This window comes from Sandarakinorhabdus sp., from assembly GCF_051860625.1.
Taxonomy (GTDB): domain Bacteria; phylum Pseudomonadota; class Alphaproteobacteria; order Sphingomonadales; family Sphingomonadaceae; genus Sandarakinorhabdus.
In genome coordinates this window covers 23,280-37,349 of record NZ_JBHYDQ010000020.1, presented here as the reverse complement: position 1 = coordinate 37,349, position 14,070 = coordinate 23,280, and the positions used below count along the sequence as shown (strand labels likewise).

9 protein-coding genes are annotated in these 14,070 nt (G+C 64.8%); 5 read left to right on the top strand and 4 right to left on the bottom strand.

Going from position 1 to position 14,070, the window contains the following annotated elements:
* Window positions 1-239: 239 nt before the first annotated feature.
* Genes ACTIEZ_RS15030 through ACTIEZ_RS15015 form a run of 4 tightly spaced genes read right to left on the bottom strand, consistent with a single transcriptional unit; the run spans window position 240 to window position 9,432 of the window.
* Entirely contained in the window at window positions 240-4,427 is a 4,188-nt protein-coding gene (locus ACTIEZ_RS15030; protein WP_439547503.1) for a hypothetical protein, read from the bottom strand.
* A 2-nt stretch (window positions 4,428-4,429) separates the two neighbouring features.
* On the bottom strand, window positions 4,430-6,304 hold the full coding sequence (locus ACTIEZ_RS15025; protein WP_439547501.1) for a hypothetical protein: 1,875 nt from the start codon (window positions 6,302-6,304) through the stop codon (window positions 4,430-4,432).
* Window positions 6,285-8,261: a heme-binding protein gene (locus tag ACTIEZ_RS15020; protein ID WP_439547500.1), complete on the bottom strand. Its 1,977-nt coding sequence runs from the start codon at window positions 8,259-8,261 to the stop codon at window positions 6,285-6,287. Before ACTIEZ_RS15020 ends, ACTIEZ_RS15025 begins: the two co-directional genes overlap by 20 nt.
* Window positions 8,262-8,271: 10 nt before the next feature.
* A complete protein-coding gene (locus tag ACTIEZ_RS15015; RefSeq protein WP_439547499.1) occupies window positions 8,272-9,432 on the bottom strand; it encodes a multiheme c-type cytochrome in 1,161 nt (386 codons plus the stop codon).
* Between the two features lie 465 nt (window positions 9,433-9,897).
* On the opposite strand from ACTIEZ_RS15015, the gene ACTIEZ_RS15010 reads away from it, so the two are divergent.
* The 5 genes from ACTIEZ_RS15010 to ACTIEZ_RS14990 all read left to right on the top strand — a co-directional run bounded on the left by ACTIEZ_RS15010 (window position 9,898) and on the right by ACTIEZ_RS14990 (window position 13,933).
* Window positions 9,898-10,668 (top strand): helix-turn-helix transcriptional regulator, encoded by a 771-nt coding sequence (locus tag ACTIEZ_RS15010; RefSeq protein ID WP_439547498.1) that lies wholly within the window; start codon window positions 9,898-9,900, stop codon window positions 10,666-10,668.
* Window positions 10,669-10,713: 45 nt separating this feature from the next.
* Complete coding sequence (locus tag ACTIEZ_RS15005; protein ID WP_439547497.1) at window positions 10,714-11,301, top strand: LolA family protein; 588 nt, start codon at window positions 10,714-10,716, stop codon at window positions 11,299-11,301.
* 249 nt (window positions 11,302-11,550) lie between these two features.
* Window positions 11,551-12,354: an exodeoxyribonuclease III gene (locus tag ACTIEZ_RS15000; protein WP_439547496.1), complete on the top strand. Its 804-nt coding sequence runs from the start codon at window positions 11,551-11,553 to the stop codon at window positions 12,352-12,354.
* A complete protein-coding gene (gene ribA, locus ACTIEZ_RS14995; protein ID WP_439547495.1) occupies window positions 12,351-13,424 on the top strand; it encodes a GTP cyclohydrolase II in 1,074 nt (357 codons plus the stop codon). Before ACTIEZ_RS15000 ends, ribA begins: the two co-directional genes overlap by 4 nt.
* Window positions 13,421-13,933: a L,D-transpeptidase family protein gene (locus tag ACTIEZ_RS14990; protein ID WP_439547502.1), complete on the top strand. Its 513-nt coding sequence runs from the start codon at window positions 13,421-13,423 to the stop codon at window positions 13,931-13,933. The genes ribA and ACTIEZ_RS14990 overlap by 4 nt, the downstream gene beginning before the upstream one ends.
* The last annotated feature ends 137 nt before the right edge of the window (window positions 13,934-14,070 follow it).

The following is a 14,070-nucleotide window of genomic DNA, read 5'->3' as shown; positions in this document are numbered from 1 at the left end:
ACAGCTTCCCGCCACACGAGTGCGCCAACTACCTCAGAAACTCAGGCTATGCTTCAATCTAAATGCAATCGAGTCTAAGCGGAATTGGAACGGGCAAAGCTGTATCTGAGCCCTCCCGGCAAAACCACGGGACGGGACCATCTTGCCAGCATTTGACCGTGTAGGACAGGCCCCAGTCTCTGGACAAATATCGTCAGCCCATGGCGCGGCGTGATCGCTTCAATCTGAACCGGGCGCTGCTATTTCCTGAGCGGTGACCAATCCGCCATGCTCACCCGGTCCGTAACGCGATAGGGCTGGCCGTTCTCGCCAATGAAGAAATGCTCGGTTTCCTTGCGGTTGAACGGGCGCGAACCCAGGCGGCCGAGCACGGCGATCTGGCCGCCGGTTTCATCAACGGCGCGGTCGCGGTCCAACCCCTTGGCCACCGCCAATGCCGGGCGGCTGGTGCGGGCAAAGGCGATGAGTTCCGGCTTGGGTTTGGGTGAAAAGCCATAGAAGGCCGGCTGGCTGTCCGGGCTGGTCAATTGCAGCACCTTCACGCCGTTCCTGCCGTCCGCGACATAGGCGAACAGCGTGGCGTTGGTGCTGGCCACCACCACATCTTCGGCATCGCTCAGCGCGCCGCCGGCATTGAACCGCTGATAAAGCTGCGGCGCCAGCGGCTTCTTCACATCGACGATCACCAGCCCTTCGCCCTTGGCGGCGACATAGGCATAGGTGCGCGCCAGATAGAATTTGCGCGCGTCAGCGATCGGGAAGGTGGCATCGGGGCGATGCACCGGCTTGGCCAGATCGGCAATGTCGAACAGTTCCAGGCCCTTGGCCGTCGTCACCCACAGATAGCGGAATTGCACGGCGCTGGCCCGGGCATCGGTCAGCGGCAGCACGCTGGCCAGCTTCGGCGCCTTGGGATTGTCGAGGTTCACCACCACCAGGCTGCGCGGCGTGGTGATGTACGCGATGTAGCCCGCGAGCGTGATGTGGCGGGCATCGTTCAGCACGCCATCCGGATTCCACGCCGTCTTGCCATCAGCCAGAAGCTCGCGCTTCAGGAAATTGTTGCGCGGCTCGCCATCGGTCAACGTATCGACATTGACCATCACCAGGCCTTCGACCGCATCGGTCACCACCGCATAGCGGTAGATCTCGTGCATCTTCTGCTCCTGGTTGAAGCCGGCAAGCGGATCGGCCAGCGGCTTGCCGGCAGCGCGATCATTTTGTTCGCCGACGATCTTGTCGTTGCGCGGCACCGATATCGACTGTGTGGTGGCAATCGCCATGCAGGTGGCGTTTCTGGTTTTCACTTGGGCATCATGGCCGAGTGCCGAGAACGGCGATTTGACGATGCGTTCCGAAACGCCCTTGTTGGCCAGATTGGCGATATCATAGGCGACGAACCCGCCCTTGCCCTCGGCGACATAGAGATATTCGCCGCGATTCTGGATGCAGCGCACTTCGCCCGATGTGCCCTGCGTGATGTTGCGGATTTCCTCGGCCGGGTTGGTTTCGCCCGACAGGCGCTTGTCGAAAATGCGGCCACGCGTCCAGTTGACCAGCTCGCGCTTGTTCTTCTCGACATGCAGCTTCCAATAATCCGGATAGGCATAGCGGTGCAGATAGGAGCCGAACACGGCCTGCGGTTCGCCGAATTCGGTTACCCGCACCGCCTGCACGGCCCGATCGAGGCCGAAGAAGGCGTGCATGCCGACAAAATTGACGAAATTGGTGCCCTGCAGCGTCAACTGCGCCAGGATGGCGTTGTTGTCGTCATCCTCGCTGACATGGCAATCGGTGCAGGTCTTGGTTTCCTGCGTGCGCACCGTGTGCGGGAAGTGCGGCGCAAACGCCTGGCTCGAGAAGCCCGAGGCCGCAATCGGCGTCTGCTGCACATAGAGCCGTTCGCGATTGATGTTGGTGGACGACAGGATCAGCGCCGACGATGAGCGGATCGGCGCGATGATGCCGCCCTTGCTGGTCTGGTGGCGGCCGAGCTGGAACATCTCGTCACGCGCCACCTGCGGGTTGTAGGTCGCGTAGTTGCGGGTTTCGGATTCCTCGTACTTCTGCGATTTGGCTTTCCAGTTGGCCTCGATCGGCAGGTGGCAGCCGCCGCAGCTCGTCGTCCAACTGGTGTGGCAGGCGAAACACGCCATGTTGTCGTCCTTGTGGGCGCGTTCGCTCACGCCGGGGCCAAAATTCATCTTGCCCCCCGTCGCCGCGATGGTGCCGACCAGCTTGGCGCGCGCCGCCTTGGCGTTGAAATCGGGATGGCCCTGGGTGACGCTGTCCTTCACCAGCTTCATGCGCCACACCAGGCTGGGGTCGCTGGCCGAACGCTGCACCAGCACGCGGCGGCCGGCCTCGTTCACCCATTCAAAACGCAACCGACCATCGGGGTTGCGGATGTTCGACAGATCGGTGCCCGCCGGCGGCGCGGCCAGGTTGGACGTGCGCAGCGTCGGATATTGATCGGCGGTGCCATGGCAATCCTTGCAGCCGATTTCGACGCTGTTGGCGACTTCGCCATGGATGAAGCCATTGCCGTGGCTGTCTTGCGCGAAATGGCAATCGGCGCACTGCATGCCCACTTCGGTGTGGATATCCATCATGTGCACGGCCTTGCCGGGCTGGCCGGGGCCAGGCACGGCGGCGGGCTTCACGAATTGCGGCATGCCGGCCTTGCGGAATTTTTCGGGATCGTTCGGATCGATGATGTGCGCGGTATCGGTGCCCCAGGTCGCCATGTTGCCGCCGGCATCGAGCAGATTGCCTTCGCGGTCACGCTTGTAGACGGCGCGGAAATTCCAGCCGTGGCCGTGATAATCGGCGAACTGGGTGTCCTTCATGGCGCCGTTGCGATCGTTGACGGTGCGCAGGAAATCGATGTCGCTCCACGCGCCATGTGAAGCAGCGCCTTCCGGGTTGCGATCATTGGTTTCGCGCACTTCGGCGGCGGTCGGATAGCGCTGACGCTTGAACAGCCGCTGATACTCGTCCTCGCTCATGCCCGGCGGCTTGGGATAGGGATTTTCGGCGCCCGGCCACATGCGCGGCGCGTCGCTTTCATAATCCCACATCGTGTAGCCATAGTAAGTATTCAGGAACATGTTGGGCTGGTGCATATGGCAATTCATGCACAGGGACGACGGCATGGCGCGCGTGAAGCTGTGCTTCAGCGGGTGGCCGCTTTCGGTCTTGGAAATCGTCGGGTCGGCGCTCTGGCTCTGCCCGTCGCGACCGCCCGACGCATAGACCGACGAATGCCGGATTTCGCGATCATTGGCATAGACGACATGGCAGGACCCGCAGCCCGAGGTGCGATAGTCGCCGGGCTGATCATTGGTGCCCATGAACCAGGTGAACGGATCATTCAGGCGCGTCTTGTGGATGTTGATCACCGGCACGGCGATGCGCAGGCCGGTGCCGGGGCCACGGTTGGACTGGCGGATGTCGGGCCGGCCGGGCTCTTCCAGCCGCTGGATGGCGCCGAGCGAATTGGGCAGGCCGATTTCCGGGAAATTGGGGTTGATGTTGCGGCCGCCGCGTTCGAACACGCGGAAGATATCGCCGGGCGGGATCACCTGCCAGGCAGGCAACGGCGCCAGGAACGGCAGGCTGCCGCGCGCCTTTTCGGCATCGCTCAGCGCGCCGATGGCCTTGCCCTCGTTGCCGGGCGCGAACACCAGGGCCGGCAGGCTTTCGTCATGATGCCCGCCTTCGCCCTTGTGCTTGCCACCATGGCCGGCGTCATGCTTCGTGCCGACGTTGCCATGGCCTGAGGCATCGCCATTCCAGGCGCCGAGCATGGCGCTGGCCTGACCCGGCCGGACATAGGCTTCGCCCAGGACATAGTTTTTATAGGGCAGGATGCCGTTGTTGTATGACGCCCCGCCGAACAGCATGGCGCCGGTGGCCATCAGGCTGCGCTCCGCCCGTTCGATGATTTCCAGGTGGCAGGCGCCGCAGGCATCGCGCGCCGCACGGTAATCCGACGGGTTCACGAAGCGCACGAATTCGGGCGTTTCGCGGTTGAGCAATGTGTAGCTGCGCTTGGGGTTGGCCGACGAGGGGAAATGCCAGGCTTGCGGGAAGCGCGGCAGCACATGGGCTTCGTCGCGCAGCTTGATGTAATTGGCATCAGTGGCTGCGAGCGCGGCCGGTGCGGTAATCCTGGGATCGCCGCCATGGCAATCGGTGCAGCCGATCACCACCGATTTCGGCGCGTGCATCGTCGCTTCGTCGCTGGCGGTGTGGCAACTGATGCAGCCGGCCGATTTTACATCGGCATCGGCCTGAGTCTGCCATTTCGGCGCCGGGAGGCCGCGCACGCGGCTGTAGTCGCGCTCCACCGGCCGCTCACCTTCCGAAGCGATCGCCACCCCCATCAACGGGATCAGCAGCAAAAAGGCGAAACGTTTCCACATCATCAATAAGCCAGGACAGCGTTGAACAGCACCGAATAATAGCTGCCGGTGCGCGGCGCGTTGGTGAACAGGTCACGAAAACCCGCGCCGGGCTTCAGCACTGCGCCCGACAGGCGAAACACCAGATTCTGGTTGAACTTCGGCCGATAAATGGCCGCCGTCGACAGGTCCCAGCCAATATCCCTGGGGATGCTGCCTTCGACGCGCAGCGCCTGCAGCGTGGCCGTGGTGGCGAACCACAGATGGTTGGCATTGGCGCTCACCCGCAGCTGCGGCAGCACATCGAAATCGGCGCCCGCGCCCAGCAACATCGTGCCGGGATTGGTGAAATTGGCCTGACCCTGTTCCTTGGACGAGCGCAGATCATTGAGGATGCCGTTGCGGCTGTTCACCGCAATCGCCCGGCCGCCACCCGCAAAGGGAATGGTCTGGCGCACCCAATAGCTGGTGTCGCTGCCGGCAAACTGCGGGTTTTCAAAGATCGCCGCATAGCCGGTATCGACATCGTCGTAGGGATCGGAATCGCCCGAGGCATAAAGCGCCGAGCCACGCACCCGCACCCAGCCGCGGTCATAGCTTGGCTCGAACGCCACGAACCAGCTGCTGATCCTGGCGCGCCGGTCGGTGAAGATATTGTTGCGGTTGCTGCCGGTGGCGTGGGTGGCGCTCAGCGTCAGGTTGAGCCGGCCGATATGGCCGTCGGCGTTGTAGCCCAGATAGACGACATCGTAGGCGCGGCCCCGCAAGGTGCCGACCAGCGCCGGCCGCACAGGAAAACCGTTGGTATCGACCTGAACATTGTCGCGTTCGCGGTTGATGTTCCACGTGACACTCACCTGGCTGGTCATGCCCGGCAGCGGCAGATCCTGGCGATACAGATTGGCAACCAGCACATAATCTTGCCGCGGGCGGCGCAGGATGGCGTTCAGGCCGGAATTGGTGTCCTTCTCCAGGCGCATGAAGGCGGCGAGATTATACTGGATGCGGTTGTTGTCGCGGTTGCCGAACAGCCGGATGCCAAGCTGGTTGTCCTGAAACAGGAAGCCGCGGAAATCGCTGGAAAACGGCTGGATGCCTAAACGGATCGAATCGAAATCATAGCGATCGGACGTGTTGCGCAGGTGATAATCGAAGAACAGTTCCTGCACGCCGACAAAGGCATCGGACCGCAAGGAGCGCCGCGACGGCAGCACCGACAGCACCCGCCGTTCCGGCACATCGGCATGGTTGAAATTGAAGGCGATGGCGGCGCGCAGTTCATATTCGGGCGGCTTGAAATTGGTGCTGCCCTTGATCAGCGCGGCGCCCAGAATGAAGGTCTGCGCAAACACCTCGCTGTTCGGGCGGCCGAACACATCATTGCTGCCCGGCCGTTCCGTGCCCTGCACACCGACCGGGATCGGAAAGCTGCGTGGTTCGGCCAGCGTGTCGGAAATCGCCGCCAGTTGGAGGAACAGATCATCGGTGCCGCACAAGGGCCGATCGCCCTTGAACGTGTTCTGATTATACGGGTCTTTCCAGTTGGACTTCACCAGGCCGAGCGTTTCGATCAGTCGCCAGCGATCCGGTACCGGCAGGTGATCGCTGGGGAAATCGCCCTGCTTCGGCCAGGACACGGCGCCATCATTGGCCTGGGAAATCGGGTCCCAATTCTGCGCGCCGCCCGGGCCCGGCACGCGGCGGCCGGGCAATGCTTCCTGGTTCGGGTCGGGCGGTTGGCCGGCTTCCTCGGCCGGCAGGCGATCCTTGGGCGGCGTGATCTTGCCGTAACAATCGAAATATTTGCCGAACAATTTGGCCTGCACGGGCGCTGCACTGGCCAGCAATGCGAGCAGGACGAGGGGGCGCGCCGCCATCTCAGCGGCCCTGGCAGACATTGGCTTCGGCGGTATCGACAAACGGCGCGAACGGGCAACCGACAAAGCGCAGCCGCACCCGCGCGCCGTCGGCCAGCGCCACCTCGGTCTGATCGGAACGGATCGATGGCGGCGGCAGGCCGATGCTGCCGTTCAGGCGCAGGCCGGCGTTGGAGACGCCAAGGAAGCTGACCATATCATCCTGATCGATGCCGTCGCCCGACACGCCGATGGCGCCGACCAGCGTGTTGCCGCGATAGATCGGCACGGCGCCGGGGAAAATCTGCATGCCGTTGGCCAGCCGGTTCGATCCACCCGGATGGTTGGGCAAGAAGGTGCAACGCTGCAGGTTGATGTTGGCAAGCGCTGCGGCCAGATTCTGCACGACCAGCGCCGACTGAAGGCCGGTGGAGAAGGGCGACCAGCCGCGAATGTCCCGCGACAGTGCGCCGGGCGGGCGGCCGGCTTCTCCATCCGGAAAATAGGGCCGGGCGATATTGCCGATGGCGCGGTTGCTCACCGCCACCGCACCGGTGAGGAACCCATTGTTGCCAAAGAAGCTGTTGGTGCGGGCAACGAAATCGCGGACATTGGCATCCGGCCTGCCGGCGGCCGTGAGCACCACGCCGAGTTCAGCGGCAGCACGCGGATTGGAGAAAAACGCCACCGTTCGGGCCTTTTGCAACGCCACATCGATTCCGAAGATCGGCGCATCGGGTGCGCGCACCAGCCCGAGCGCGACGCCGCGCGTGTCGACCACCGTGATCGACACTTCGCCGCGGCTGTCGAGTGGGCGGCGGATCTGAGCGCGACTGCGCGCCATGATGGCGAAGGCTTCCTCCAACACGGCGCGCACTTCGGCCTGGGTCAGCGGCTGGGCAACTTCGCTGGCATCCGTCGCCGCGCGCACCGGATAACGACCGGCGCCGGCACCATTGGACAGGACATAGGCGTCCGGATGGTTGAATTCGGCCAAGGTTGCCGGCCGCACGCCGCTGGCTTCGCTGCCATAGGCGGTGCCGGGAATGATGGTGGCGCCATTATAGCCCTGGACCGCCACCAGGGCGCCGTTCAATCCGGAAAACGCCGGCGGGCTGTCCGGATTGGAGCGCAAGCCTGCCGGCGTCGCGTCGCTGTAGCGCAGCAGCGTGCCGTCCACTGCAATTCGTTCGGCACGAATGGTTTCCGGCGCAGCATGGCCGGCGGTGGCGGCCAACGCGATATGTTCTTCATCATCGACGTCGACATCCACGACTTCGGCATCAAAACCATAGTCACCATCGGCCATGATGCCGACCCCGCCCACCGCCACGCCGTCCTTGTAGAGCGGGAAACCGCCCGGATCAGCGGCAAGGCCCAGCGGTGAGCGCTTCGGGCCGATGAACGGACTGCCAGCGCCGAACCGGGCCGCCAGATCGGAACACGGCAGTTGCGAGAATTGCACGCCATAAAGTGGCCCCGATTCAAGGCCGACCGCGCGTGCCGACGGCGGAAAATGCGGCTGCACGATCATCGAGGCGGTGCGGGTTGAAAAGGCATTGCCGCCCGATGACAGATAGGCGCCGGTGATCGCCTTGGCGATCGCGGCGAATTCGGCCGACGCGACCTCCCCTTGTGCATCGATATCGTCGCCATTGGCGTTGGGGCGAATCGTTGCCATCGGCCGGGCGCCGGCCATCCGATAGACGGCCAGCACATTGCCAACGCGGTCCACCACTGCGATCACCGCCGGCAAGCCGCGCGCGGTGGCTTCGGCTGCGGCACGGGCAATGATCGATTGCACATCTGCCACGCTCAGTGCTTCGGGCGCGGGCCGCGTGAACACGCTGGCCGGCACGGCGGGTGCAACGGGTGTCGGCGTGGTCCCGCCGGGCCCGCCGCCAGCGACTTGGCTGGGCGGCGCACTGCTGCCACCGCACCCGGCGAGCAGCAGCGACAGCGCCGCCACGCCGCCGGCAATCCGGCCCCGCACGATCATGTCCACAAACTCATTGGAGCGCCCGCACCCGGCTCGCCACCTGGGCCAATGTCGCCCGGAAGGCCGGCGCATCCCAGCGATTGGCATCACGCGCCTGCGCATAGGCGCGATCCAGATCGGGCCGCAGCGCCAGTGCAGCGTTGCGATCAACCTGCCCGGCCGCAACCAGCGCATTCAGCAATGTGTCGGTGGCCATCACCGCCTGCACCCCGCCCTGATAATCGGTATAGGCCGGCGCATTGCCGACCAACACCGCGTTGATCAGCGCAAAGGTCTGCGCGCGGTCGAAATTGGCGGTGGCCATCCGGCGGGCAAGCGCCGCGGCTGTGGTTTTCAGCGCGGCGGCCGCCTTCATCGCCGTGGCACGGTCGGTCGCCATCGCGCCATGAAAGGCCCGCGACTGCGCTTCGAAACTGCGCGCCAAATCGGGCGCCGCCACCTGCGCAGCGGCAGCCAGCATGATCATCTGCTCATCGTTCCACACTGGCTGGCCGGGCGGGATCGGCCGCCAGCCATTGGTGCGGCCCTGGATGGTCGCTGCCGGATCATCACTGAAGGTGCGGTGGCAACTGCGGCAATCATAGAAATAATAATCCGCCCCCGCCATGCCGGCTGGCACCGCAGGCAGCAGTGCCAGCGCCCGCTCTACAGCCAGCGCCTGGCCGACAGCCCAGGTCTTCACGCCGCCAGCGATACCCTTGCGCGCCTTGTAATCGGCATCCTCATCGTGGTGCCGCTGCAGGCTGGTGAACAGATCAAGCTCGAAGGCGATGCGCGGATGGCCAGCCGCCATGACGCGGTGAAACACGAACTGGCCCGGCTTGTCGGAGCCGAAATGACAATCAAGGCATACGCCGGCCCGCACCAGTGGATCGTTCATCGCCCACATGCCCTTGGCGACGTTGTCGGCATGGCTGGCCTTCACGCTGGCATGGCTGGCGAGCCAATTCTGCGCCCCGCCGTGGCAGGCCTCGCAACCGACCCCATCGGATTGCTGCCAGCCGGCGCCGCGCACCGGCGCCGGATCGCCGTGGCAGTTGATGCATTCCGGGCTGGACTGGACATTGGCGATGCCCAGCCGCCGGCCAATGGCCTGCGCGCGCGGCTGTTCCAGCACGCGCCAGGCCCGGCTGTGCACGCCGGTCAGACTGGCTGGGTCGCTCCAGCTCATCACCTCATTCTGGCGGACCCGCGGGCCGGTGGCTTCCTGACGACCATGACACGTGGACCCCGCGCAACTGGCTACACCAAGGTGGATTGCGCGATCATGCCCCGCGGCCCGTGCTGGCGCGGCAAGGCCGAACGTCAGCAACAACAGCGCCACAGGTGCAGCGAATCGCAGCCAGCGGCGCCGCGCGGCGGCCAGCGCGGCTGCTCCCTGACCCACAGCTGTCGTAAAACCCTGCACGCCTTGTCCCCCCGGTATTCACCAAGTTAGCAAAGCTACCGTTGGTTGCAAGCATTTGTCCCCGAAACGCCCGTCAAAGCGCCAACAATCGGCTGCCGTGCCAAAGGCCATTGCAGAGCCTGTCTGCCTGTGATTATCTCCCGATCGAATTTGAGAGGGAGTGTGGGGGAACGCCCCGGGCCCGCGTGAGGTCAGCCCCTCGATTCGTTTGTACTGGGGAGTGATACTGTGGACCTTCATGCCAATCTTGCCGCTGTTTCCATCCGTTGCATGGGCGATGTGCGCCGCGCCGCCGAAGCGCTGCGGGATATCGCGCTGGATTGCAGCGGGCTGCACATCGTGGCCGTCGACAACATTGCATCGAAGGCCCCCATGGAGGATGCCGACGGCAATGTGCTGGCCGCCGATGTGTTCGGCTGGACGGCAGAGAATGAACATTGGTGGAAAGACAGCAAGTTGGCGCTGTCCTCCCCGTTGCCGCGCGCTTGTCGGTATGAATCCGAAGTGTTCTGGGCCAACGCCGAAGGCTTTCGCACCCGCCAGCCCAACCCGTATCTCGATGAAATGAGCCTCGAAAATTTCGAGAAGCGTGCGCTGACCAAGGCTGCCATCGTGGTGCCGGTGCATTTGCCCTTCGGCCAGATCGGCGCGGTGTGTTTCCTGTCCCGTGATCCGGCGCGCACCGATCTGTCGGCCGAATATGATGCCTTTGCCGATGAACTCGCGCTGCTGTCGCACCGATTCGTTGCCGGCTACGTCAAGGCGCACCGCACCCGCCGCTGGCTGCCGTGCGATTGCCAGCTTACCAAGCGCGAGGTTGAGTGCCTGCGCTGGGCCAGCATCGGCAAGACCGACAAGGAAATCAGCCTGATCCTGTCGCGCAGCCACGCCACGGTGCGCTTCCACATCCAGAACGCCGGCGAGAAGCTGAACGCCGTCAACCGCAGCCAGACCATCTTCAAGGCGGCGCAACTGGGCTATCTCGGCGCTGCGGCTTGATTTCCATTCATGGCGGGTGAAGCCGCAGCCCACTAAGGCTGCGCCATGAAGACCATTGCCCTGATCATTTCCGCGCTCGTTGCCAGCCCGGCCGCGGCCACCAATCTGGCCGACATATCGGCATCGCTGAAAGGCACCACCAGCCTTTCGGCCGATTTCACGCAGGCGGGCGCCGATGGCCGCGTGCTGGCCGGCAAATTGTGGCTGGCCCGCCCCGGCAAGGTGCGGTTTCAATATGATACCGCCAAGATGCTGCTGGTTGCCGATGGCCGCACCTTGTCGTTCATCGATTACGAGGTGAAGCAGGTCAGCCAATGGCCGGTGCGCCGCACACCGCTGCAGATCCTGCTCGCCGCCGAGCCGGATCTGGCGCCGATCGCACGCATCACCACCGACACCGCCGACCTGGTTGAAGTGGCGGCGCACGATCCCAAACGCCCGGAATTTGGCACACTGTCCATTCGTTTCACCCGCGCCCCTGGCGCGCCCGGCGGATTGGCGTTGGCCGGCTGGACCGCGCTGGATGCGCAGGGCGGGCGCAGCGACGTGCGGCTGGCCAATGTCCGTTACAATGCCAGTTTCGCTGGCGTGTCGTTCGGCTTTGTCGATCCGCGCCGCGATGGGGTGCGCTGAAGCTGAATGAGTGCTGCAAGTCTCGTTCATGGCGGCGAAAGGTCGAATCATCCATAAGCGGTGCAGCAGACGACACGTCGCCTTTCGGGTTTGCCCCCCTGTTGACCGGAAGGGACAGCGTAACTTCGTCGCTCTGCTTGCGTGACGAGCGCAGACAGGAACCCCCGGTGCCACACCCCCGGCGCCGGGGGTTTTCTGTTTGCGCATCCGACAGGTGACGAGGTCAACCGCTTCGCCTAAATGCTGGCCATGTCCATCCGCCCCAATTCGCTGCGAATCGCCACCTGGAACATCAACAGCGTCCGCGCCCGCATCGACATCGTCGAGCAATTTCTGCGGGACCATCAACCGGACATCTTGTGCCTGCAGGAAACCAAGGTCGCCAATGACGTGTTCCCGCACACGCTGTTCGACGCGATGGGCTATCATCACCGCTTTCTGAACGGGCAGCGCATGCACCACGGTGTCGCCACCATCAGCCGGGTGCCGCTGGAAGGTGCCTGGCGCTATGATTGGCAGGACAATGGCGAGGCCCGCCACATCGGCGTGCGCCTGGCCGGCGGGGTGCTGGTCGAGAATGTCTATGTGCCGGCCGGTGGCGACGTGCCTGACCGAACGCTCAATCCCAAATTCGGCCAGAAACTGGATTTCGTCGAGCGGATGACGCGCTGGTCGGAAGCGCTGAGCGACCCGGCGGTGATCGTCGGCGATTTCAACATTGCGCCGCTGGAATGCGATGTCTGGAATCACAAGGCGCTGCTCGATGTCGTGTCGCACACCCCCATCGAGGTCGAGGCGCTGGCACGGTTTCAACAGAGCCATGACTGGGTCGATCTCGCCCGCCGCTTCGTGCCGGAACCGGAAAAATTCTTCACCTGGTGGAGTTATCGCAACAACGACTGGCGGGCGTCGGATCGCGGCCGGCGGCTCGATCATGTCTGGTGCTCGCCGGTGCTGGCGCCGGCCGTCAGCGGCTTCGAAGCGGTGCGCGATGCCCGCGACTGGGGCAAGCCATCCGACCATATCCCGCAGATCGTCACGCTCGATCTGTGAGCATCGCACCGGCCTATCTTGCCGAAGCGGCCAGTGATGCGCTGCGCCGCGGGCGGATCGTCGGGGTCGGCGCGCTGGCGGTCGTTTCGGCGGAGCTGGCCGATGCCGACGCCATGGCGGCGTTGGAAACCCACAGCCGCGCCGGCCTGATCATCACCGCCCGCCGTGCTGCGGTGCTCAATCTCGCCAACCAGATTGCGGCGGCGGCGCCCGATCCCGAACCGGTGTGGGTGGACCGGCCGGATTGGCTCGATCTGCCCGGCAGCCGCGCCGTCGCCGATCCGGTGCTCGATCTGGCGACCCCGTTCAAGGGCCCGTTCCGCACCCGGGCGCTGGCCGCCGACACCGAATCGGCGCGCGCCGCCATTGCCCTGGCCAAGCATGCCGGGCTGATCCCCGCCGTTTATGCAGCACCGCTGGCCGGCGTCGAGGCCGCGCTGACCTGCCCGGCCGACGCCGTGCTTGGCCTGCCGCCGGCGATGGCGCGCGTCCGCCTGTCCAGCCGCGCCCGGCTGCCGCTGGCGGCGGCCGAAGATACCGAAGTCGTCGCGTTCCGCCCTGATGATGGCGGGCCGGAGCATCTGGCGCTGGTGATCGGCAGCCCCGACCCGAGCAACCCCGTGCTCGCCCGGCTGCACTCGGCCTGCCTGACCGGCGATGTGCTGGGCAGTCTGAAATGCGATTGCGGCCCGCAACTGCACGCCGCCATCGCGGCGATTGCCGGCAATCCCGGCGGTGGTATCCTCCTCTATCTGCAACAGGAAGGCCGCGGCATCGGCCTCCTGAACAAATTGCGCGCCTATGCCCTGCAGGATCAGGGCTGGGACACGGTGGATGCCAACACCCGCCTCGGCTTCGAACCCGACGAGCGCGATTTCAGCCTGGCCGCCGCCATGCTGCGCTCGCTTGGCGTCGGCAGCGTCACCCTGCTCACCAACAACCCGCTGAAGGTGGATGGCCTTGCCGCCCACGGCTTCACCGTCACCCGTGTCGCCCACGATCTGCCGCCAAACCCCCACAACGCCGCCTATCTCGCCACCAAACGCGACCGGCAGGGGCATCTGCTCTGACCATCTTCCACGCCAACCCTGCTCGCCGAACCATCACCGCGTTCGGCGAAACCCACCCCGCCAGCTTCGGCAAGGGCGGATATTGCGCCGCCGCCGACAAACGCGAAGGCGACGGCAAGACCCCGCTCGGCCTCTGGCCCATCCGCGCCGCCCTCCTCCGCCCCGACCGCCTGCCCACCCCGCACACCCGCCTGCCCTGGCGCTGGCTGCGGCCGTCGGATGGCTGGAGCGACGGCGCCGAAGACCCTGCCTACAACCGGGCGGTGTCGCGCCCCCACCCCCACAGCCATGAAGCCCTCTGGCGCGACGACGGCGCCTACGACCTCATTCTCGTCCTCGCCCACAACGATGCACCCCCCATCGCCGGCCTGGGCAGCGCCATCTTCTGGCACTGCCGCCAACCCGATGGCCGCCCCACCGAGGGCTGCGTGGCGCAGGATCGCGGGGTGCTGTTTCGCTGGCTGGCGGCGATGGCGCCAGGGGGTGCGGTTGCGATTACTGTAGAGTGATAAGGAGGCCTCCGGCGGGCAGGGCCTGAGCCCCTGCACCCACTCTTGTTTGGTTTGGGCAATCGTAGGCAGAGACTGTTTTTGCTGCGGAAATTCGCAGAATGTTATTTACAAGGTGATCAAAGTTATCCTTTTGC

Excerpts from the sequence above, each read along its gene's own strand:
- ACTIEZ_RS15030 (WP_439547503.1), bottom strand. The coding sequence starts at position 4,427 with ATGTGGAAACGTTTCGCCTTTTTGCTGCTGATCCCGTTGATGGGGGTG.
- ACTIEZ_RS15025 (WP_439547501.1), bottom strand. The coding sequence starts at position 6,304 with ATGTCTGCCAGGGCCGCTGAGATGGCGGCGCGCCCCCTCGTCCTGCTC.
- ACTIEZ_RS15020 (WP_439547500.1), bottom strand. The coding sequence starts at position 8,261 with ATGATCGTGCGGGGCCGGATTGCCGGCGGCGTGGCGGCGCTGTCGCTG.
- ACTIEZ_RS15015 (WP_439547499.1), bottom strand. The coding sequence starts at position 9,432 with ATGAGCTGGAGCGACCCAGCCAGTCTGACCGGCGTGCACAGCCGGGCC.
- ACTIEZ_RS15005 (WP_439547497.1), top strand. The coding sequence starts at position 10,714 with ATGAAGACCATTGCCCTGATCATTTCCGCGCTCGTTGCCAGCCCGGCC.
- ACTIEZ_RS15000 (WP_439547496.1), top strand. The coding sequence starts at position 11,551 with ATGTCCATCCGCCCCAATTCGCTGCGAATCGCCACCTGGAACATCAAC.